The 20,017-nt window shown below is 29.1% G+C and carries 21 protein-coding genes; 12 read left to right on the forward strand and 9 right to left on the reverse strand.

What is annotated here, in order from left to right:
• From AC5M21_RS09540 to fsa, 3 genes are all read left to right on the forward strand, one after another.
• Nucleotides 1–1,281: a glycoside hydrolase family 140 protein gene (locus tag AC5M21_RS09540; protein WP_008790667.1), complete on the forward strand. Its 1,281-nt coding sequence runs from the start codon at nucleotides 1–3 to the stop codon at nucleotides 1,279–1,281.
• Nucleotides 1,281–1,580, forward strand: a complete 300-nt coding sequence (locus AC5M21_RS09545; RefSeq protein WP_008790666.1) for a PTS sugar transporter subunit IIB — start codon at nucleotides 1,281–1,283, stop codon at nucleotides 1,578–1,580. The genes AC5M21_RS09540 and AC5M21_RS09545 overlap by 1 nt, the downstream gene beginning before the upstream one ends.
• An 86-nt stretch (nucleotides 1,581–1,666) precedes the next feature.
• Nucleotides 1,667–2,320, forward strand: coding sequence for a fructose-6-phosphate aldolase (fsa, locus tag AC5M21_RS09550; protein ID WP_008790665.1), 654 nt, complete (start codon nucleotides 1,667–1,669; stop codon nucleotides 2,318–2,320).
• Nucleotides 2,321–2,750: 430 nt separating this feature from the next.
• Here fsa and AC5M21_RS09555 read toward each other — a convergent pair whose 3' ends face one another.
• From AC5M21_RS09555 to AC5M21_RS09565, 3 genes are all read right to left on the reverse strand, one after another.
• A complete protein-coding gene (locus AC5M21_RS09555) occupies nucleotides 2,751–3,590 on the reverse strand; it encodes a DegV family protein (RefSeq protein WP_008790664.1) in 840 nt (279 codons plus the stop codon).
• Between the two features lies 1 nt (nucleotide 3,591).
• The gene (locus AC5M21_RS09560) at nucleotides 3,592–4,011 is read right to left on the reverse strand and encodes a MarR family transcriptional regulator (RefSeq protein ID WP_008790663.1); all 420 of its coding nucleotides are present in this window, start codon (nucleotides 4,009–4,011) and stop codon (nucleotides 3,592–3,594) included.
• 90 nt (nucleotides 4,012–4,101) lie between these two features.
• Nucleotides 4,102–4,575 carry a phosphatase PAP2 family protein gene (locus AC5M21_RS09565; protein WP_008790662.1) on the reverse strand — a complete coding sequence of 158 codons (474 nt, stop codon included), beginning with the start codon at nucleotides 4,573–4,575 and terminating at the stop codon, nucleotides 4,102–4,104.
• Between the two features lie 116 nt (nucleotides 4,576–4,691).
• On the opposite strand from AC5M21_RS09565, the gene ychF reads away from it, so the two are divergent.
• The 4 genes from ychF (at nucleotide 4,692) to AC5M21_RS09585 (ending at nucleotide 8,212) form a co-directional block, all read left to right on the forward strand.
• Nucleotides 4,692–5,792 carry a redox-regulated ATPase YchF gene (gene ychF / locus AC5M21_RS09570; protein WP_008790661.1) on the forward strand — a complete coding sequence of 367 codons (1,101 nt, stop codon included), beginning with the start codon at nucleotides 4,692–4,694 and terminating at the stop codon, nucleotides 5,790–5,792.
• Nucleotides 5,792–6,544, forward strand: coding sequence for a class B sortase (gene srtB / locus AC5M21_RS09575; protein ID WP_008790660.1), 753 nt, complete (start codon nucleotides 5,792–5,794; stop codon nucleotides 6,542–6,544). Before ychF ends, srtB begins: the two co-directional genes overlap by 1 nt.
• Before the next feature lie 134 nt (nucleotides 6,545–6,678).
• Nucleotides 6,679–7,665 (forward strand): ISL3 family transposase, encoded by a 987-nt coding sequence (locus AC5M21_RS09580; RefSeq protein WP_017143977.1) that lies wholly within the window; start codon nucleotides 6,679–6,681, stop codon nucleotides 7,663–7,665.
• Between the two features lie 52 nt (nucleotides 7,666–7,717).
• A complete protein-coding gene (locus AC5M21_RS09585; RefSeq protein WP_008790658.1) occupies nucleotides 7,718–8,212 on the forward strand; it encodes an ATP-binding protein in 495 nt (164 codons plus the stop codon).
• Between the two features lie 536 nt (nucleotides 8,213–8,748).
• Here the strand turns inward: AC5M21_RS09585 and AC5M21_RS09590 are convergent.
• The 5 genes from AC5M21_RS09590 to AC5M21_RS09610 all read right to left on the reverse strand — a co-directional run bounded on the left by AC5M21_RS09590 (nucleotide 8,749) and on the right by AC5M21_RS09610 (nucleotide 11,649).
• Nucleotides 8,749–8,940 (reverse strand): hypothetical protein, encoded by a 192-nt coding sequence (locus AC5M21_RS09590; protein WP_017143975.1) that lies wholly within the window; start codon nucleotides 8,938–8,940, stop codon nucleotides 8,749–8,751.
• 3 nt (nucleotides 8,941–8,943) lie between these two features.
• Nucleotides 8,944–9,849: a hypothetical protein gene (locus tag AC5M21_RS09595; RefSeq protein ID WP_008790657.1), complete on the reverse strand. Its 906-nt coding sequence runs from the start codon at nucleotides 9,847–9,849 to the stop codon at nucleotides 8,944–8,946.
• A gap of 215 nt (nucleotides 9,850–10,064) precedes the next feature.
• Nucleotides 10,065–10,667: a hypothetical protein gene (locus AC5M21_RS09600; RefSeq protein ID WP_008790656.1), complete on the reverse strand. Its 603-nt coding sequence runs from the start codon at nucleotides 10,665–10,667 to the stop codon at nucleotides 10,065–10,067.
• A complete protein-coding gene (locus AC5M21_RS09605) occupies nucleotides 10,664–10,966 on the reverse strand; it encodes a transcriptional regulator (RefSeq protein ID WP_008790655.1) in 303 nt (100 codons plus the stop codon). The genes AC5M21_RS09600 and AC5M21_RS09605 overlap by 4 nt, the downstream gene beginning before the upstream one ends.
• A gap of 8 nt (nucleotides 10,967–10,974) precedes the next feature.
• Nucleotides 10,975–11,649: a hypothetical protein gene (locus AC5M21_RS09610; protein WP_008790654.1), complete on the reverse strand. Its 675-nt coding sequence runs from the start codon at nucleotides 11,647–11,649 to the stop codon at nucleotides 10,975–10,977.
• 1,542 nt (nucleotides 11,650–13,191) lie between these two features.
• Between AC5M21_RS09610 and AC5M21_RS09615 the strand changes: the two genes are divergently transcribed.
• The gene (locus AC5M21_RS09615) at nucleotides 13,192–15,195 is read left to right on the forward strand and encodes an AAA family ATPase (protein ID WP_017143973.1); all 2,004 of its coding nucleotides are present in this window, start codon (nucleotides 13,192–13,194) and stop codon (nucleotides 15,193–15,195) included.
• Here the strand turns inward: AC5M21_RS09615 and AC5M21_RS09620 are convergent.
• Nucleotides 15,181–15,801 (reverse strand): helix-turn-helix domain-containing protein, encoded by a 621-nt coding sequence (locus AC5M21_RS09620; RefSeq protein WP_008790650.1) that lies wholly within the window; start codon nucleotides 15,799–15,801, stop codon nucleotides 15,181–15,183. The two genes, AC5M21_RS09615 and AC5M21_RS09620, sit on opposite strands and share 15 nt — an antisense overlap.
• Before the next feature lie 142 nt (nucleotides 15,802–15,943).
• Between AC5M21_RS09620 and AC5M21_RS09625 the strand changes: the two genes are divergently transcribed.
• The 4 genes from AC5M21_RS09625 to AC5M21_RS09640 all read left to right on the forward strand — a co-directional run bounded on the left by AC5M21_RS09625 (nucleotide 15,944) and on the right by AC5M21_RS09640 (nucleotide 19,859).
• On the forward strand, nucleotides 15,944–16,723 hold the full coding sequence (locus AC5M21_RS09625) for an ABC transporter ATP-binding protein (RefSeq protein ID WP_017143972.1): 780 nt from the start codon (nucleotides 15,944–15,946) through the stop codon (nucleotides 16,721–16,723).
• A complete protein-coding gene (locus AC5M21_RS09630) occupies nucleotides 16,716–17,972 on the forward strand; it encodes an FtsX-like permease family protein (protein ID WP_008790648.1) in 1,257 nt (418 codons plus the stop codon). The genes AC5M21_RS09625 and AC5M21_RS09630 overlap by 8 nt, the downstream gene beginning before the upstream one ends.
• Before the next feature lie 83 nt (nucleotides 17,973–18,055).
• A complete protein-coding gene (gene ispD / locus AC5M21_RS09635) occupies nucleotides 18,056–18,697 on the forward strand; it encodes a 2-C-methyl-D-erythritol 4-phosphate cytidylyltransferase (RefSeq protein ID WP_008790647.1) in 642 nt (213 codons plus the stop codon).
• Between the two features lie 25 nt (nucleotides 18,698–18,722).
• Nucleotides 18,723–19,859 carry a glycoside hydrolase family 10-like protein gene (locus tag AC5M21_RS09640; RefSeq protein ID WP_008790646.1) on the forward strand — a complete coding sequence of 379 codons (1,137 nt, stop codon included), beginning with the start codon at nucleotides 18,723–18,725 and terminating at the stop codon, nucleotides 19,857–19,859.
• Nucleotides 19,860–20,017 lie beyond the last annotated feature (158 nt).

Genomic DNA, 20,017 nt, shown 5'->3' on the forward strand with positions numbered 1-20,017 from the left:
ATGACATTAACAATTCATAAGAAAAATTTTATTAAAGATGGAAAACCATTCTTTTACCTAGCAGATACATGTTGGTCGGCTTTTACGAACATTCCTGAAAATGATTGGCATTACTATTTACAATATCGTAAAAGACAGGGATATAATGTATTACAAATTAACATACTTCCCCAATGGGATGCTAGTGGCACAGATTTAAATTATGTACCATATGTATTAAAAGAAGATGGAGGGTATGACTTTACAAAAATTAATGATGATTATTTTCAACATGCGAAAAGAATGTGTGAAATTGCTAAAGAGTATAATTTTGAATTAGCATTAGTTGCATTATGGTGTAACTATGTACCAAAAACATGGGCAAACAATATGTTACCATTAAATACAATGCCATTTGATTGTGTTGATAGATATATTGAAAAAGTTGATGAAACATTTACACAATTTAATCCCATCTATATTATTAGTGGAGATACTGATTTAAATGAAGAAATAACAAGAAACTATTATAATAAAGCAAGTGACCTATTAAGGGAAGCTGCTCCTCAATGTATACAGACATTACATGTAAGAGGACGCTTAATGGAAATACCTGAAGAAATGATTAATAGAATGGATTTCTATATGTTTCAATCTGGCCATAATGCAAAAACAGAAAATTTATGTATGACATATCGTTTACCTGAATATTTTGTTGAAAATTATCCAGGAAAACCATTAATTAATTCAGAACCTTGTTATGAACAAATGGGTTCTTCAGGAAGAATTTATGGTAGACATCATCGTTTCAATATTAGACGTGCAGCTTGGCAAAGTTTACTTTCAGGAGCTTGTTCAGGTATAACATATGGCGCAGCTGGTATCTATAGTTGGCATATTTATGGTAAGAACTTTGGTTCAGCAATAGGTGAGGGATTTGATATGCCTAATCCATGGCAACAGGCAATTCATTACCCAGGGGCATGGGAATATGGGGATATTAAACATATTTTTAATGAATTCCAGGTTACTGAATTAATTTCAAAGCAGAAGGTTTTGTTGAATAATACAGAAGAAATTAGGGTAGCTTGTACTCCAGATGAAAAATTGATGATGATCTACCTTCCAGAAAATACAACAATTAAATTGAATTATCATTTTTCAGAAGATGATGAATGCACAATCATTGATTTAAATACACTACATAGAGAATGTGGAAGAATATACAATCACAAGGATATTTGTTATTTGGATATGCACGTTTTTGAACATGATGTGCTTTATATTATTAGGAGAAAATAATGAGTAATATTTTATTGTTATGTGCTAGTGGAGTAACATCATCATTATTAGCACAAAAGTTAAATAGAATAGTTGAAAATGATTTGAATGGCTATAATTTAATAACTTGTTCAATTTGTGATGTGGCAAGGTATGCAGATGATACATCAATTATGTTACTCACACCACAGGTGAGATTTAATTATGATAAAATACAACAAATGTATTCAGATAAACATGTTTTAAAAATAGATAATAAAGATTATAAACAATTAAATATTGATAATATTCTTGAGATGATTAAAAATCAAATATACTAGTATAAAAAAGGATTATAAGTTTTCTTCTATATGATTTTCTTCCCTTAAAGCAAAGAGAACGCATAATCCTATTTTTGGAGGTTCATATGAAATTATTTTTAGATAGTGCAAATATAGAGGAAATAAAAAGGGCTAATGAATTTGGAATTATTTGCGGAGTGACAACAAATCCATCTATAATTGCAAAAGAAGGAAAAGATTTTAAAGAAATGATTCAACAAATGACACAAATTATTGATGGTCCAATAAGTGGAGAAGTCAAGCCGACAACAGAAGAGGCCAAAGATATGATCAGAGAAGGTCGTAGTATTGCTAGTTTACATCCCAATATGGTTGTTAAATTGCCAACAACACCAGAAGGATTAAAAGCCTGTCATGTATTATCGAAGGAAGGTATTAAAACAAATTTAACACTTGTTTTCTCAGTCCCTCAAGCCTTACTTGCTGCCAGAGCAGGAGCTACTTATGTTTCACCATTTATTGGTAGAATAGATGATATTTCTATGGATGGGTTACAATTAATAAAAGATATTGCTCAAATATTTAAAATTTACAATTTATCAACGCAAATCATTTGTGCTAGCATAAGAAATGCATATCATATTATTGGATGTGCAAAAACTGGTGCTGATATAGCAACTGTTCCATATAGCATTATTGAACAAATGGTTAAACATCCTTTGACAGACAAAGGATTAGAAAAGTTCAAAAATGATTATATTGCTGTATTTGGAGAATAAAATTAGGTAATAGAAGATATAAGAGTATTGCTTTTAATTTGTATAGAGTTAAACTTTCTCTACTATGTAATAAGATGATTGACTGCATCATTATATTCAAAGAAAACTTATTTAATAATAAATCTATGTGAAGAGCAATATGAGATATAAAATACCATAAAAGATGAGAAGATATGATTTTTAGATTGATTTTAAAAAAGTATTTGATAGCATAAGAAATTCCATAAAGTAAAAAGGCAGAAATCTGCCTGCAAATGGTTCATAGGTTAATTTAAATTGGTACTTTGACAAATAGAACTAAAAAAGAAAAATTGAATTAAAAATCGTTTTATAATTTATTAAAAATGCAGTTTAAATACTGTGTTTTTTAGAAAATAAAACTAGAAGCAGATCCTTATTGTATTCTCTTACTTCCAGTTACATTCCTTCACTATTTTTTTACATATGCAATTAGACGAGCTCCTGGACCTGCATGTGTTCCAATGACTGGACCAACAAAACCATGAAGAACATCCTCAAACTTAAATTCATCACGCAATGCTTGCTCAAATTTTTCTAAGCCCTCATCATTACCTGTATATCCTATACAAATAGGTTCTTTGAAATCAATTTCACCATCTTCATGTATTAATTCAATGATTTTTGCAGTGGCTTTCACAGCCCCTCTTGCTTTAGAGAACATTTCTAGTTTTCCATCACGTAATCCAATAATTGGTTTTACTTTTAGAAGTGTTCCAGCTGCGGCAACTGTCTTAGACATTCTTCCACCTTTACAAAGATATTCTAAAGTGTCAACAAATGCGACAATACGTACACGTTCTTTATAAGCTTGTAATTCGTTGAAAATAGTTTCTGCGTCTTTTCCTTCTTCACGTAAAGCAACGGCTTTTAATACCAAAAGTCTTAAAGCTTGAGTTGCATTTAAACTATCAATAACATAAATATTTTCATATTCAGCTAAATCTTTTGCTATATTAGCACTTTGATAAGTTCCGCTAATAGTACCAGAAAGTGTCATAACAATGACACTATCACCTTTTTCTTTGGCTTCTTCATAGTAGTTTAGGAATTCTTGTGGTGAAGGTTGCGATGTTGTTGGCAGAACTTCACTTTTTTCTAATAAACTATAGAACTGATCAGGCTGTAAATCAACTCGGTCTTTATATTCTTTACCATCAATAATCACTTTTAATGGAACAATGTCAATATTTAATTCTTTTGCATAAGTAACATCTATATCAGATGTTGAATCAGTTATAATTTTAATCATTTTATTCTCCTTGTGTCATATTCTCTTGAACTGTTCTTAACATTTTTTCAAGAAGTTCAACTTCTTCGCGACTAAACATATTTTCAATATCACCAAGGGTCTTTTTAATATAGCGATCGTTATCACGATAACAAGATAAGAATTTCTTTGTGACTTTTAAACGAAAAGCTCTTTTATCTTCTTTGCAGACTGTTTTTGTTAAATAACCTTTATCAATCATTTGATTGATTTTATAAGTTGCATTAGGTTGAGAAATGCCCATATATTTTGCATAATCTAAAATAGTAGGGTTATCTAACATATATATAATGTCTAAACTAAATGCTTCTTGCATAGTTAATTCTTTTGAATTCGCACACATAGATGCATAGAAATTCATTTTGAAGATGTTATAAACTGCTTGGAATTCTTTACTTAACATAGTACACCTCCTTTGATGATACTTAAAATATTTTAAGTACAGTATAATAGATTTTTTATGATTGTCAATAAAATAATTAAAATATTTGAATTAAATAAAATAAAAAAGTGTAGCAATAATCACAGAAACCAAAACATCACTAATAAAGTGAACACCTGCAAGAATGCGGCATATACTCATTATCATAGCCACAATAAGCGCAAATATACCTAAATAGATATTCACATGAAAGCATACCAAAGCAATAATAACTGCACTTACAGTATGACGACTAGGAAAAGATTCACCGTGTTTATGCCCTATTAAAGGCTCAATATTCATTGCTTCATAAGGACGAGGACGATTCACAATTTTCCTGAATACTGTTACAACAAGAAAAGCAGCAAAGGGTTTCCATATCGTTTCAAAGAGGAAAGGACTCTTTGAAATAAATAAATACAAGAGAACACAAGGATAGAGAATAAAAGTAATCATTGGAAAATAGCGAGTAATCGCAATGATTGTTCTTTGTAAAAAAGCTGATTTACGTATATATTGTAACATTGCAACATAGAATTTTTCCATAATCCCACCCTTTCTTTCTTATTATAACCAAAACGACAGATGATGACAAATAGAAATCACTTGTATTTTAGAGTGTTTTTAGATAAAATGTATAGGAAGTTAAGGAGTGATAATTTATGGCATTAACAGCCGGTATTGTAGGATTACCAAACGTAGGAAAATCAACATTATTTAATGCAATTACAAACGCACAAGTGGAAGCTGCAAACTATCCATTTGCAACTATTGATCCAAATGTAGGTGTTGTTGAAGTTCCTGATCATCGTTTAGAAGAATTAACAAAGATTTGTAAGCCTAAAAAGACAGTTCCAACAACATTTGAATTTACAGATATTGCTGGACTTGTTAAAGGAGCATCACGAGGAGAAGGTTTAGGAAATAAGTTTTTAGCGAATATTAGAGAAACAGATGCTATTTGTGAAGTTGTTCGTTGTTTCCGAGATAAAGACATTACACATGTTGATGGTGATGTAGATCCAATTAGAGATGTTGAAACAATTAATTTAGAATTAATCTTTGCAGATTTAGAAACTGTTGAAAAAAGAATAGGTAAGATTGAAAAGAAAGCAAAATCAGGAGATAAAGAATCAAAGGCAGAATTAGATATTTTAGTTCCCCTTAAAGACATTCTAGAAGCTGGAAAACCGGCACGCACTATGGAATATAGTAAAGATGAAATGGATATTGTTAAGCAATTTACATTGTTAACAATGAAACCTTTAATCTATGTTGCAAATTTAGGTGAAGAAGATTTAGAAAATCCAGATGCCAATCCATATTATGTAGAGTTGAAAGATTATGCATCAAAAGAAGGATGCGATGTTGTTCCAATTTGTGCAAAAATTGAAAGTGAATTGGTAGGGCTGGATAAAGAAGAAAAAGATATGTTTTTACAAGATCTTGGAATTGATGAAAGTGGTTTAGATAAGTTAATTAAAGAAGCTTATGCATTGTTAGGTTTAAATACATTCTTTACTGTAGGTGTAGATGAGGTTCGTGCATGGACATTCAAACAGGGCATGTTAGCACCTGAAATGGCTGGTGTTATTCATACAGATTTCCAAAAAGGATTCATTAAGGCTGAAACTTATGCTTATGATGATTTGATAAAATATGGTAGTGAACAAGCTTTAAGAGAAGCAGGAAAAATTCGTCAAGAAGGTAAACAATATGTAGGGAAAGATGGAGACATTATGTTCTTCAAGTTTAATGTTTAATGAAAGAAAAAATACGAAAAGTTATTCTTGTTATTAGTGTTTGTGTCTTTGTTTTTTCTGCTTTTCAATTAGGTAAGATTTTCTATGATTATTATATGATAGAAAAAGAAACAAATGATATTGTTGATACTTATGTAGAAGAACCTCAAGATGATAAAGATCCCCTTCATAGAGTTATTCATTTTAAAGAATTACAAAAAAACAATAGTGATGTTATTGGCTGGTTATATATTCCTGATACAAAGATAGATGAACCTATTTTAAAAGGAAAAGATAATGACAGTTATCTTTATACTGATATATATAAGAAAAGCAATAAAGCTGGGGCTATTTTTATAGATAAAATCAATGAAAAAGATTTTAAAGATGATAATACAATTATTTATGGCCATAATATGAAAAATGGTTCTCGTTTTCATGATTTAAGATATTTTGTAGAGAATGATTATTTTCAGGAACATTCATTGATCTATATATACTTACCTGATGGAACTGTTAATATTTATGATGCATTTGCTTCTACAATTATTGATGCAAATAGTGATTTATATGCTAAAGGAATCAATTATAAAAAATATATAGAAAGTATTCAGGATGTTGCTAAAGTGTATAAAGAAGTGAGTGATAAAGAAGCTCCTTTAGCAATGCTAAGTACATGCTATAATGGCACTGACAATCGTTATGTTGTCTATGGAAGATTAAAAGAAAATGTAAAGACTGATGTTTCTGTGTCAAGAGTGGGAGGCAAGTAATTAAATTGGTTTTTACTCACTTTTGGGTAAAAGGAATATCTGAACAGTACAAAAAACTGTACTGTTTTTTTCTGGATATCTATTTCTTATATTTGGGTATTTTGATATAATAGATATATAGGATGGTGTTATTCATGAAATATAATGAAATTGATTTAAATGAAAAGTTGTTTGGTGATGACTTTATTGTCTATGACTGGAAAGAAGATACCGATAAAATAATTATCTATGTCAAGGCGACTTCTCATGATGATGTATGTCCTGTTTGTGGTGCTCCTACATATACACTTCATAATACTTATCACAGAGTCATACAGACTTACCCTATTCGAGGCAAAAAAACTTGTTTGGATGTCATTACCTATAAGTACAACTGTACGAATATTGAATGTGATAGGAAGGTCATTATGCAGAATCTCCCATTCGTGACTTCCTATCAAAGAAGAACCGATGAACTTAACTGCCTGATATTGGCTGTTTCCATGTTTGTGAGCAATGAAGGTGCAAGCAAAGTATTAGGACTGCTAGGGGTAACAATCAGTAATGATTCCATCAAAAGAGTACTGGATAAGATTGTCATTGAAGATCATTATGATGTTGAGCAGGTAGGTATTGATGATGTGGCTATAAGAAAGGGACAAACATATGCAACTGCAGTCTATGATATGGAGGAACATCATCTGATTGCACTTCTTGATGGAAGAGACAAGGAAACGGTAACAAAATGGCTAGAAAGTCATAAGAAGATAAAAATAGCGACTCGTGACAGAGCCAGTGCCTACGCTTCTGCAATTAATGAGATTCTGCCAGAATGTATACAGATAGCTAACCGTTTTCATCTTCTTCAGAACCTTATTGATAGAATGAAAGAAATATTCAAGGAAGAAATACCAGAAATGATATTCATAAAAGATGGAAAAATCATGGATGAGATGCCAAAAAAAGAAGCAGTACTGAAAATTGCTCCTAGTTCTGATGAACTGAATAAATTGAATTATGATAACAGTGAACCAGTTGATGAAAGCGGAAATATCATAGACTTTGATAAAAGCTGTACTGACAAGAATGATAAGTCCCATCAAAGACATGCAGAAAGCCATAAAAAAACAAAGATTAATTAGAGATATACAGAGAAGATGAACCGACCTGAATAAAAAGAGATACAAGACAATAATGGTTGAATTTGAAGTGTCGCAGCTAACTGTCAAGAAATATATTCAAAGGAGATCAAATGTTAAGATGTCAAATGCCACAGTCAGCGATATTAGATTCTATCCTGATAGAGAAATAGATAAAGTTATGACAGCGAAACTAGCATCGTGTGATTATATTCATGATCATCTTAATATTATTGTGATTGGAGCAACAGGTGCCGGAAAAACATTTTACGTCTCTGCCCTGGGCAATGAAGCATACAAGAAAGCAATCAATGTTAGATATATAAGACTTCCTGATCTGCTGTATGATTTAGATCAGGCAAGAAATAAAGATAACTATAAAAAGAAGCTAAGAGCATTGTCAAGAATTGAACTGCTTATCATTGATGAATTTTTATTGACACCAACAACGACTGCTCAGCAGTCAGATATACTGGAATTACTTGAATTGAGATATAATACTCATTCAACAATATTTGCATCACAGTTTCTGCCACAGGGATGGCATTAGAATTTAGGTGGTGGTGCAGTAGCCGATGTCATTCTCGATAGAATAATTGCAAACTCCTATCTGATTCATATAAAAGGCTCTAAATCGATGAGAGTAAGAGAAAATGAGTAATTAGAATATTTAAAGATAATCATAGTGCATATTCGCCCATGATTTAAACTAATTACAAAAAAAGAGAATTCAAAATCATTGTATTAACTAATGAAATTTGAATCCTCACTTTTATATACTTGAAAACAAATTTAAACATTCTTTTTCAATGAAATATAATTTTGTCACTTTAATTAACACACTATCATCATTTGATTAACATAGTGCATGCAATAGACTGAAATATTCATAGGAAATGTTATGTCCCATTTTTAATGAATAATATTGATTTTAATTTATCAGATTTATTAAAAAGATAAAAACAGTACAATTGCTTGTACTGTTCAGATATTCCTTTTACCCAAAAACGAGTAAGAACCAATTATTTTCCTATCCAGTTTTAGTATAGAACAAAGACTGGTGAATTATTCTTATTTAATTCATTTTTATTTCGTTTTAGTAGGTTCACTAGAATTTTTTTTAAAAAAACCTATTAACAGAATAATTATACCAACAATTTCCATAAAAAGTCCTAAAAACATATACATATTTGCATCGGTTGTATAACCAACTATATAGTTGCAAATAGAGAAGAGTAAAATTCCAATCCCTAAAAGCAATATTTTTATTTGTTCCATAATTTAGCTCACCTTGTGTCCGTCATATCTGTATCGTACAGAGTATGTTTCCTCATTTTGGGTTGTCCATCCAAAACTCATACCAATACTTGGTCCTGATCCAGAAAAAGAAACAGATGGAGTTCCAGTTACTACACTATGACCATATCCAAATTTAAGGTAAACTTCATAAATTGTATTGGATACAACTGCATCTAATACTAGCTTTCCAGATCCATAATATGTCCAATATGACATACCACTTCCCATATTATACCCCATATCGAATTGGATTTTTGCAGCTCTATATTCGTGAATAGGATTCCATTTATAAGTAGTGTCTTTCATATTTGGTGCTCCACCTGTGGATTTATATTTTACAGTAAGAAATGATGATGATTTATTGATTGCGACATTTACAGGACTTCCATTAGAACCAGTTGCTGACCAAGTTGCTGCTAAAAGATCATCTTGGATAAAAATTGGACATGATGACCATCTAAATGAATAATTAAATGTGTATTTAGATTTAGATGCTATTGCACTTCCTAATACTAGATTAAGGGTCGCTCCACGGATTTCTTTAATTATTTCATCTTCGTTTATATTTTTTTTGCTTAAACTAACTCTTAATTGTTTAATATCGTTATCACTATAACCCATATCTTTTAATTGTTCATTACTAAGTTTTGCTCTTTCTTGTAGTTCGCTAATTAAATCAAAATTTTTAATATATTTTATTTGATCAGGAGTCATTCCTTTTGAAATTAATTCCTCATTTGTTTGAGATTTTAATTCCTTGAAATATTCTAATTCTGATATTTCATACTCTAGTAACTCTTCATTGGTTTTTGCATTTACTGATGAGATAGGACTTATCATTAAACAAATAGTACAAACAATACTTAAATATTTTCCTAATTTTTTCATTTGTGATCCCTATATATCAATATGAAATATTGATATAATACCTTTCCCTAACTATTAGAAGATAGTATTAAATTGTATTTCAGCTCCTCTCCATACATCATTTATCTCTATATATAAACTATATCAAATTTTCTTGTTTTTTAAAAGTACTTTTTATTAAAAAGTACTTTTAAAAATATAATTTCTCTATCTGTATAGAGAAATTTATTAAAAAATTAAAGATTAAAGTTTACTGTATATGATTTATTATTAGCAATACCTGTTGTTGTAATTACTCGTCCTTTTGCAATAACCCTATATGTCTTGTTAGAATTCAAAAATTGCCCAGAATAACTACTCATTTCAAAAAACATTATACTACTTACTCGTGATACAGTAACGATTGGTTTATAACTTGTATCGAATTTAGAACCACTATATTTATATTTTAATGTCATTTTATTATTTCCATTAAAGAACAACATTGTTTTTGATCCAATAGTAGAACGTGAATTAATCCATATTTTTGTATTAATAACATTCTCTGATGTATATACTAATTCATCAATCAATGATTTTTTAAATGATCCAATATCTTGTGTAGTAATAAACTTAATATACTGTTTATAATTTGAGCTAAATTTTTCTTTTAGTTCACTATTGAGAAAATCATTTTCATCTAAAATATAGTAGTTTGTATTATATTTTTGATTGATTTTTTCAATTTCTTGAGTATAGAGATTAAGTTCACATTTGTATTCTCTTGAGTATGCACTTACATAATTGAGATTAAATAAAATGGAAATAAATAGAAAAGCTATAGTAATAATTTTTTTCATATCTTATCCTCCTGGTTGACTACATTATTTAATAATTTTATATAATTTACAAATTCTTCTCTCCCTTTTTCAGTTAAACTGTAAGTGGTTTGAGGTTTGTTATTGACAAATTCCTTATTTGTTAATATAAAGCCTTCACTCAATAATTTTTTTGTATGCGTTGCCATATTACCATCACTACAGTTGCATACTTCTTTTAATTCATTATAGGTAAGGCTTGAAATATATAAACTAGATATCATTTGCACTCTAATTATTGATTCAAATACTTTAGAATAATTTATGATTTTATTTTTCATTATTAATATTACTCTTTCTTTTTTATAACAATAATTGATATTAATAAAGAGAGAATTTCAATGATTCTATATGATTGAATATTATTTAATATCATAAAAAGGTTTGTTTGAATCAAACTAGCATCTATTAAATTCAAATAAATTGATAAATAATAAAACGAAAAGCCACAATATATTATATACATTATAATCAATACTGAAATACCTTTATATTTGAAATAAGAATATAAATACAATAAAAATACTATATTAATAATTCCAGATATTGGAAATGATTGATAAAAAGAAATCATTGTTTCAGCATTCAAAAGAGAGGAAAAACTTGAAAGGCAATTATCCAAACAAAAAAATATAGGAAAGATTAGCCATATTTTCAAATACCTTCTTTCTTTTACTGAAATTTCAGATTTTAACACACAAAATAATAATAGAGTAGGAATAGCAATACAAATTATTATCCTATACACATTATATATGGTGTAAAATGAGGAATAATTGTATAGTTCATAATACATATTTATTTTATCAATACAAAAAAAAGATAGAATACTTAAAAAATATAGTATAAACCAATATTTTAGTATTTTTATAATACCAAAAGTAGGCTGATATGAATCTTTAATATATTTTGTATCATTCATAGTTTGTTCAATGATATTTAAATATTTTTTATATTCATCCATAGATTAACATTACTCCTTTTTTAGTAAACTTTTTATTGTAAATATTATAATATAATAATTCTTATTTTTCTATAATAAAATAAGAATCTTGATATCATTATGTATATGAAATATTAAGTTTATATATTTTTTACTATTACTTATAAATTAGAATCCACCATTTGTGCTCTTAAATAAACGCTTGTTATGAGTGTACTGCGAATAATATAAACCATCAATAGTTAGTTTTTTACTTATAAATAAAATAATATAGAAGCTTGGGAATTACCTGTAGAAGTAGATTTACAATTAGTTATATTTGTTACAAAAATAGTGTTCCACCATCCTTCTCTTCATATACTATTTTTGATGATTCTATCAAAACCAGTTATTTTCTTCTTGATAAGTGTTATCACTAATTCACCATTATTATATAAGTAGAATATTTTTTTTGTTTTCACTATTTAAATTATAGTTAAATGTTTTAAATTTCTCTTTTTTAGCAAAAATGTCATTAACGTTTATAAGAAATATTGATACAATAACTGCCTTTGTAATTATTCTTTTAATCATTTTATTCTTCACACATAGTATGTACGTAATTAGAAAGTAAAGAATTTATTCATTTACTCATGATTGCATATTCTCATTTTCAGATAATATAGTTTGTTTTGAATCAAGTGTTCATTCTTTCTCCTTGTGATTACTCCATATTTATATTCACAACGACTTATTCTTTTTGATTAAGATGGTATTTTATACCTGAATGAGTTTGATATAGCAATGTTCCTACACTTGTCTCCGTATTTACAAGGCAGTGTTTATCTTGATTTAGAGGTGTAATTTAAAACAGATTTACATTCAGAAAAGAAGTCCATTAGAGTTAATAGGTGGAACGAATTCACAGAAATGTCATATATGTGGATAAATTAATGAGGGAATCAAAGACCTAAACATAAGAGAGTGAGCCAAAATACGAAATATTGCATAATTGTGATATTAATGTAGTAATAAATATCAAAAAAGTAACTAATATAATAATATCATAAAAAAACAATGGGGTAGGAAACAGTCTATGTAGTATTCTTGCAAGTTACACTTAACATAAAAATGTGATTACATGAAACATAGAGATTGAAGATAACATGTTTTGCTAATGAGTAGTGTTATAAAATAGGTATTGCTATCTATGCATTAGGTTAGATAAGAAAATATAAAAATTTTATGTTCAACAGCGAAGATTATTAATTTTTTAGATACTTGTGATTCCATTATTATGATTCAATGTGTATTAGTAATCTTAGAGAAATTTCATTGTATATCAAGTATAAGTGCAATGTTTGCATTTAAGGTGAGTTTTATGTTTATAATTATAGGATTTTTCATGTATTTAGAAAAAATCATATAAAATAAAAAGATGTTTTGTTCATTGAGGAATAGAAACATTCTTTGTTGAAGAAAATTTTCGGAAGAGACAAATCGTTATGAAATTGATTAAATATAAGAAATGGTGTTAATAATTTCAAAGAGAGTTCATATGATAGAAAGGAAAAGAGGTGTAGTATGCTCACACAATTTCATGAGAAAGCGCAAAAAGCAATTGTCATTGCAGAGAGTATTGCTTTTGATTTAGGACATAGTAGTGTAGGAAGTGAACATCTTCTCTTATCTCTTTTGAAGATAAAAGATTGTCCTTTTTCTAAGATATTAAAGACGTATCATGTTGATGATGAAATGATATATGAGGATGTTGTAAGGTTGTTTGGTGAAAAAGATATTCAACCTTTTTATATGGAGTACAGTGAAGTCGTAAAGAAGATTTTAGAAGATGCTATGAGTATGAGTGAAGCGAAAAAAGAAAGTAAAGTTTCTTTGAATACTTTATCAATTGCTATGTTACTACAAAAAGAAAGTGTAGCAGTAGAATTACTCAACAAATATCATGTTCCCTTTGATGAAATCAAAAAGGAACTTAGTGAAGAAAAATCTTTACTCCATGAATTAGATCTCATTCATGAATTAACGAATTTTAATCATCTTGTTCAAAAACAAGAAAGATTAATGATTGGAAGAGACAAGGAGTTAGAACAACTTTTTTTAACTCTTTGTAAGAAAGAAAAAAATAATGCTTTACTTATTGGTAAAGCGGGTGTTGGTAAAACAGCTTTAGTTGAAAAACTTGCATTAAAGATTAATAGTCATGAAGTTCCTGCTATTTTAAAGGATAAAGTTATTTATGAATTAAGTTTATCAAGTATTGTTGCAGGCACAAAATATCGTGGTGAATTTGAAGAAAAATTCAAGAAGATTATTGATAAAGTAATACAGGCTAAGGATGCTATCTTATTTATTGATGAGATTCATAATTTGATTGGTGCAGGTGGAGCTGAAGGAGCTATTGATGCTTCTAATATTCTCAAGCCGTACTTAGCAAGAAAAGATTTAACGATTATTGGAGCAACAACGATTGAAGAATACTACAAGTATTTTGAAAAAGATCAGGCCATGAATCGGAGATTTGCAGTTATTAAATTAAATGAAAATTCTAAAGAGGAAACAAGACGTATCTTATTAGGATTAAAAGCTCAGTATGAAAATTATCATCAAGTTCAAATCAGTGAACAAAATATAGATGATGTTATTGAGTTATGTGATCAATATTTAATTCAACGTGTTTTTCCTGATAAAGCTTTAGATGTATTAGACTTGTCATGTGTCAAAGCTCTTTTCTTAAAAGAAAAAAGTTTACAGAAAAAACATATTGAAAAAGTTATAGAAGAGATGACAGGAATGTCACTGACAACTTCTTTTTCATACCAAAATCTTGAAGAACAAATGAAACAAGAAATTATTGGACAGGATAAAGCGATTCATACAATTGTTGAATCATTAGAATCATTATCTCAATATCCTCATCCTCAAAAACCAAGTGGAATATATTTGTTGGTAGGCGGAAGTGGAATTGGTAAAACACAAACTGCTAAGTCTTTAGCAAAATTATTAAATCGTAATTTTGTAAAATTAGATATGTCTGAATATAGTGAACCAAGTAGTGTCTCTAAAATCATTGGGTCTCCACCTGGATATGTAGGATATGATGACCATTCATCAGTTTTGCACGAAATCATCTTAAAACCTAATACAATTTTGTTATTAGATGAAATAGAAAAAGCTCATCCTACTGTGATGAACTTATTTTTACAGGTCTTTGATGAGGGTGTAATAAAAGACAATCATCATCATAAGATTTCATTTAAAGATAGTTTAATTATAATGACATCAAATGTTTCCTCTCATAATCAACCAAGTGTAGGGTTTAAGAAGAAGACATTCTCACAAGAAAGTCTTAAAGATGTCTTTTCTCAAGAATTTATGAATCGTATTGATGAGATTGTTCCTTATCAGATGTTAAAGAAAAAAGATTTAAAAGAAATCTTAAAAAAGAATGCACCTGTTGAGTTATCTGATGAAATGATTCATGATATCTTGCTTGATTATGATACAACTTTAGGTGCCAGACATCTGCTTTCAAAGATGAAGAAGTATCTTGTATCAAATAGTCGTTAAACAATACTCTTCTATGATTTGAAAACGTTGTGTGTCTATTAAGATTAAATAAATTTTAAATGATAAATGTTGAAGTTGAAGGGAAGCCATTTTATAGTAAATGTCTCTTTGGCTAGTTTTAAAAACAATAGTATAAGTTTTAATAGAGACATCTTGGAGTTTTGTGATTTTGAAAATAGCTTTCGCAAGAGTATCCTGAATGTCTTCCTGTTTGGTTAAAAGAGAATCTATCTGGTCAACAACCATGATATTTTGAGGTTCTCTTTTTTTTGTTGCTTTGATAGCAAATTGTAATTTTTCACCATTGGGATTTATGTGACTATATAGATTTTGGATAAACCATCCCTGTATATATAAATAATTTCCATAAAGAAAAGCAGTCTGATTTTCAAAGAAAGGTTGACTTTGGATATCTTGTAAGATTTCAACTTCACTTTTTTGAAGATAATAAGCGAGTTTAGAAATTAAATTTTTTGATGGTGAAACTGTTATACCATTTTCAATTCTCACAATTGTGGCTGCTGAAATACCCAGTTGTTTTGCAAATTCACGTTTGGAAAGATTATGTTGTTTTCTGATATTCTTCATGTATTGGTCTAGACTCATATTTTCACCTTCTTTTCAATTATATGATATATTTTACTTTTTTGCAATGAATGAGTTGCAAAAATGAAACACAAGTGATAAACTGAAAATGTGTTACAAAAATGTATTGAATTATAAACAAAAATGAAACGGAGGGATGACGATGAGCCAATATATACTAGAAGCCAAAAAACTGACTAAGATATATGGGATACATAGTCAAAATGAATTTGAGGCATTACATGCACTTGATTTTCAGGTAGAACCAGGTGAGTTTATATGTATCATGGGACCGAGTGGGAGCGGAAAGTCAACATTTATTAATAATATTTCAACTATTGATATTCCAACCAAAGGGAGTGTTCGTATCCAAGGGGTAGACGTAAGAGAAATGTCCGCTCAAGAAATAGGACGTTTCCGATATCAAAATTTAGGATTTGTTTTTCAGGATTTTAATCTGCTAGATACTCATACACTGTTTGAAAATATCTCAATGCCATTATCACTTGCCAAGATATCTAAAGAAGATATTTTTGAGCGTGTCCATGATATGGCTAAGAATATGGGGATAGAACATTTATTAAAGAAGTATCCTTATGAATGTTCAGGAGGACAAAGACAACGTGCAGCTATATGTAGAGCATTAATTGCGCAGCCAAAAATAATTATTGCTGATGAACCAACAGGAAACTTAGATAGTGTCAACTCTCATGAGCTTTTAATGACATTGAAAAGTTTAAATGAACAAGATGGAGTGACTATTATTATGGTTTCACATGATCCTATGATTGCTTCTTATTCTTCGCGATTTGTTTACATTAAAGATGGACATATTGCTGAAACGCTTCAACGCCAAGAATTATCTCAAGATGAATACTTCCAGAAAATTGTAGATATCAATTCATTAGAATCAAGAAAGTTATTTGAGAAGCATCATGATTAAACTTGCATGGCGTGGTATTCATGAGAATTTTTCAAGGTCATTATTTTATTGGATAACTTTTGTTTTAACGACAATGTTTATTTTTATTTTTTTTAATGTCGCTTGTTCTGAAGCAGTTGGAATGACTTTTATCAATAGTAGAAATGATGTCATTACGTATTTATGTGTCTTTGTCATGACAATATGTATGATTGTTATCTTTTTTGCAAATGATTTCTATGTGAAGAAAAAGTCGAAACAAATGGCTATACGTTTGGTTAGTGGCGCAACATTTTTACAAATTACAGGATATTTACTTTCATCAACATTGTTTATTTTTTTCTGTGCTGTACCAATTGGTATTGCTTTGGCAATATTATCTATGATGTTTATTAATAATTTTATATTAGATATGTTACAAATCACAACAATTTTGAGTTTTAATCAACAGGGTATTCTTGTGACGATTGTTATCCTTTTATTTGTTGTGATATGGTGTACAATTCTCAATGTTGGATATGCATATCGAAGTTCAATACGAAATCTCTTGGTAGGAGATGTTATGGTCGATGGCTTAAAACCTGCCTTTCCTTTTCATTTTGATATCAAATTTACAAAATATCTCTATTCAATCATGTTTTTATTACCTATTTGTTTGTTTTATATCTATGGAAATGAACCAACAGCAATGATTCTTTTCTCTGTTATAGGAATGATTGGTCTTTATGGTTTGTGGAGTAAAATGCTGATTCCATTTTTAGATCAATATATTATGAATCATATTGATTATTCAGAAAAAACAGTTTACATTGGTTTTATGAGAAGAGATCTTGTTTTCATGAAGAAGAATTTAATTCTTTTTATCATGAGTACAATTCTTATAATTACATTGCTCGTTTCCAATTTATCTGATTCTATGACTGTTGTTTTATGTTTTGTATCTTATGTTGTTATTCATTGTTTATTATCATTAACAGTAGTTTTTAGATTTTTAGTAGAAATACTTGGAAGAAAGAATGTTTTTTTAACATTATCTCGGATTGGTTATGAACGAAAACCTCTTCTTTCTATTATTAGAAAAGAAGTTATTGTTTTTTTTGGAATATTGATGGCTGTTTGTTTGATTTATATTGGAAATATATTGTTTTCACTATATATTCATAATCTGATGAAATTTGATTTTATTATAATGTTGATAACTTTTTTTGTTGGACCATTATTGATATGTGGATGTATTGTCTTTTTTACATATCAAAAAAATATTCTTTAGAATTTAGATAAGGTAATATTTATTATTTTGGCTATCTTTTTAAGAAATGGGATTGTATAATATAAAAAAGGTGGGTGGAATATATGTATAGTGTCATTATTTTATGTGCTGGAAAAGGCACAAGAACAGGTTTAGATTATAATAAAATGCTTTATGAGTTTAATGGAAAAACAGTTTATGAAATGACTTTGGAGAATTTTATTCATGATTCAAAATGTGGTCAAATTATTGTTGTTACACAGCCTTTTGAAAGAAAACTGTTTGAGAGACTATCAAAAGATTCACGTATTGAATTTGCTGATGGAGGACAGGAAAGACAAGATAGTGTGTATGAAGGATTGAAGAAGACAAAAGGTGATTATGTTCTTATACATGATGGGGCAAGACCATTTGTAAAAAGAAAACATATTGATGCTTTATTAGAATGTTTAAAAGTGCACAGTGCCTGTTTACTTATGGTTCCTTGTAAAGATACAATTAAAAAAGTTGTCAATGGGAAAGTTGTTGAGACTTTAAAGCGTTCTGAATTAATGCAGGCGCAAACGCCTCAAGCTTTTCATAGAGATGTGATTGTTGATGCATATTCACAAGGAATTCTAGAAGAATATCAAGCAACTGATGATGCTCAAATGGTTGAAAAATTTAGTGATGTTAAGGTATATGCCATTGTTAGTGATTATGAAAATATAAAAATTACCACTCCTGAGGACTTAAGAGATATTTAATGAATATGATTAAAGGGGTGATGTTGTGAAGAAAAATACAAAACATAGTTTTTTAGTCATTGTTGTTTTGCTATGTGTATGTTTTATTGTTTACTTTTTGTTTCCTAGACCAACATGTTCATTATCCTCTTTAGATAAACGAGCAGTTTGGTTTTCTTATTCTGATCTAGCTAAGTTTTCATATGAATCAAGAGATGCTTTTATAGAAGATTTCTCAGAAGCATTAAGGGTTGTAGATAACTATAAAAATAATACAATTATTGTTCAGGTCAGGCCATTTGCTGATGCATTATATCAATCTAAAATTTATCCAATATCAAAAGTCATTTGTCATCGCTCTTCATTGTCTTTTGATCCTCTAGAAGAAATGATTAAATTAGCACATAAAAAAGGGATATCAATTGAAGCTTGGATAAATCCCTATCGTATATCTTTAAATAAAAATACTTATCAAAATTTCATGGAATTGTCATCAAAAAAATCATGGTTAGAAGATACCAAACAAAGTATTGGGTATGCAACGTATAAATATATATTTAATCCTGAAAGTCAGGACGTTAGAGATTATATAATTGCTGGTGTGAAAGAGATTGTTGAAAACTATGAAGTAGATGGTATTCATTTTGATGATTACTTTTATATTGAAGGTACACATGGTGAAACGACACAAGGGCAACGTATGGATAACGTAAACATGCTTATACAAGATGTCTATCAAAGTATTAAGTCTATTAATTCAAATATTGTTTTTGGTATTAGCCCACAAGGAAATTATGAGAATTGTGTTAATGAAGGGGCAGATGTAGATACATGGCTCAAGGAAGATGGATATGTTGATTATATAATGCCTCAGGTTTACTGGAGTGATCAGTATGGACCAGATGGAAAAACAAGGATGTTTACAGATCGTATTGAACTGTATGCTGGATTAAAACGTCAAAAGACGGTTATGTTATATGCAGGATTGGCACTCTATCAATCTGGAGAAGAATTGGATTTGGATAAAGGCTGGACTTTGTCATCATCAAATATATCTGAACAAGTTCAAATATTGTCTAATAATGGATATAAAGGTTATAGTTTGTTTAATTATTCATCTTTATTAAAAGAAGATGGGGAAAAAGAAATGAGAGAACTTTTAAGGACTCATCCATATAATTAAAGATTGACAATTATTTGATTTCTGTTATGATTATGTAGAGCCGACATAAAACTTATTTCGCCCAAATTGGGTGTCGAGAAATAAGTGGATGTTTGAAAAGAAGGGCTCTGTGTCAAGAGTGGAGGATAAAGGAATAACTATTGAAAAATAGGGATTCC

The sequence above is a fragment of the Coprobacillus sp. genome, assembly GCF_984815275.1.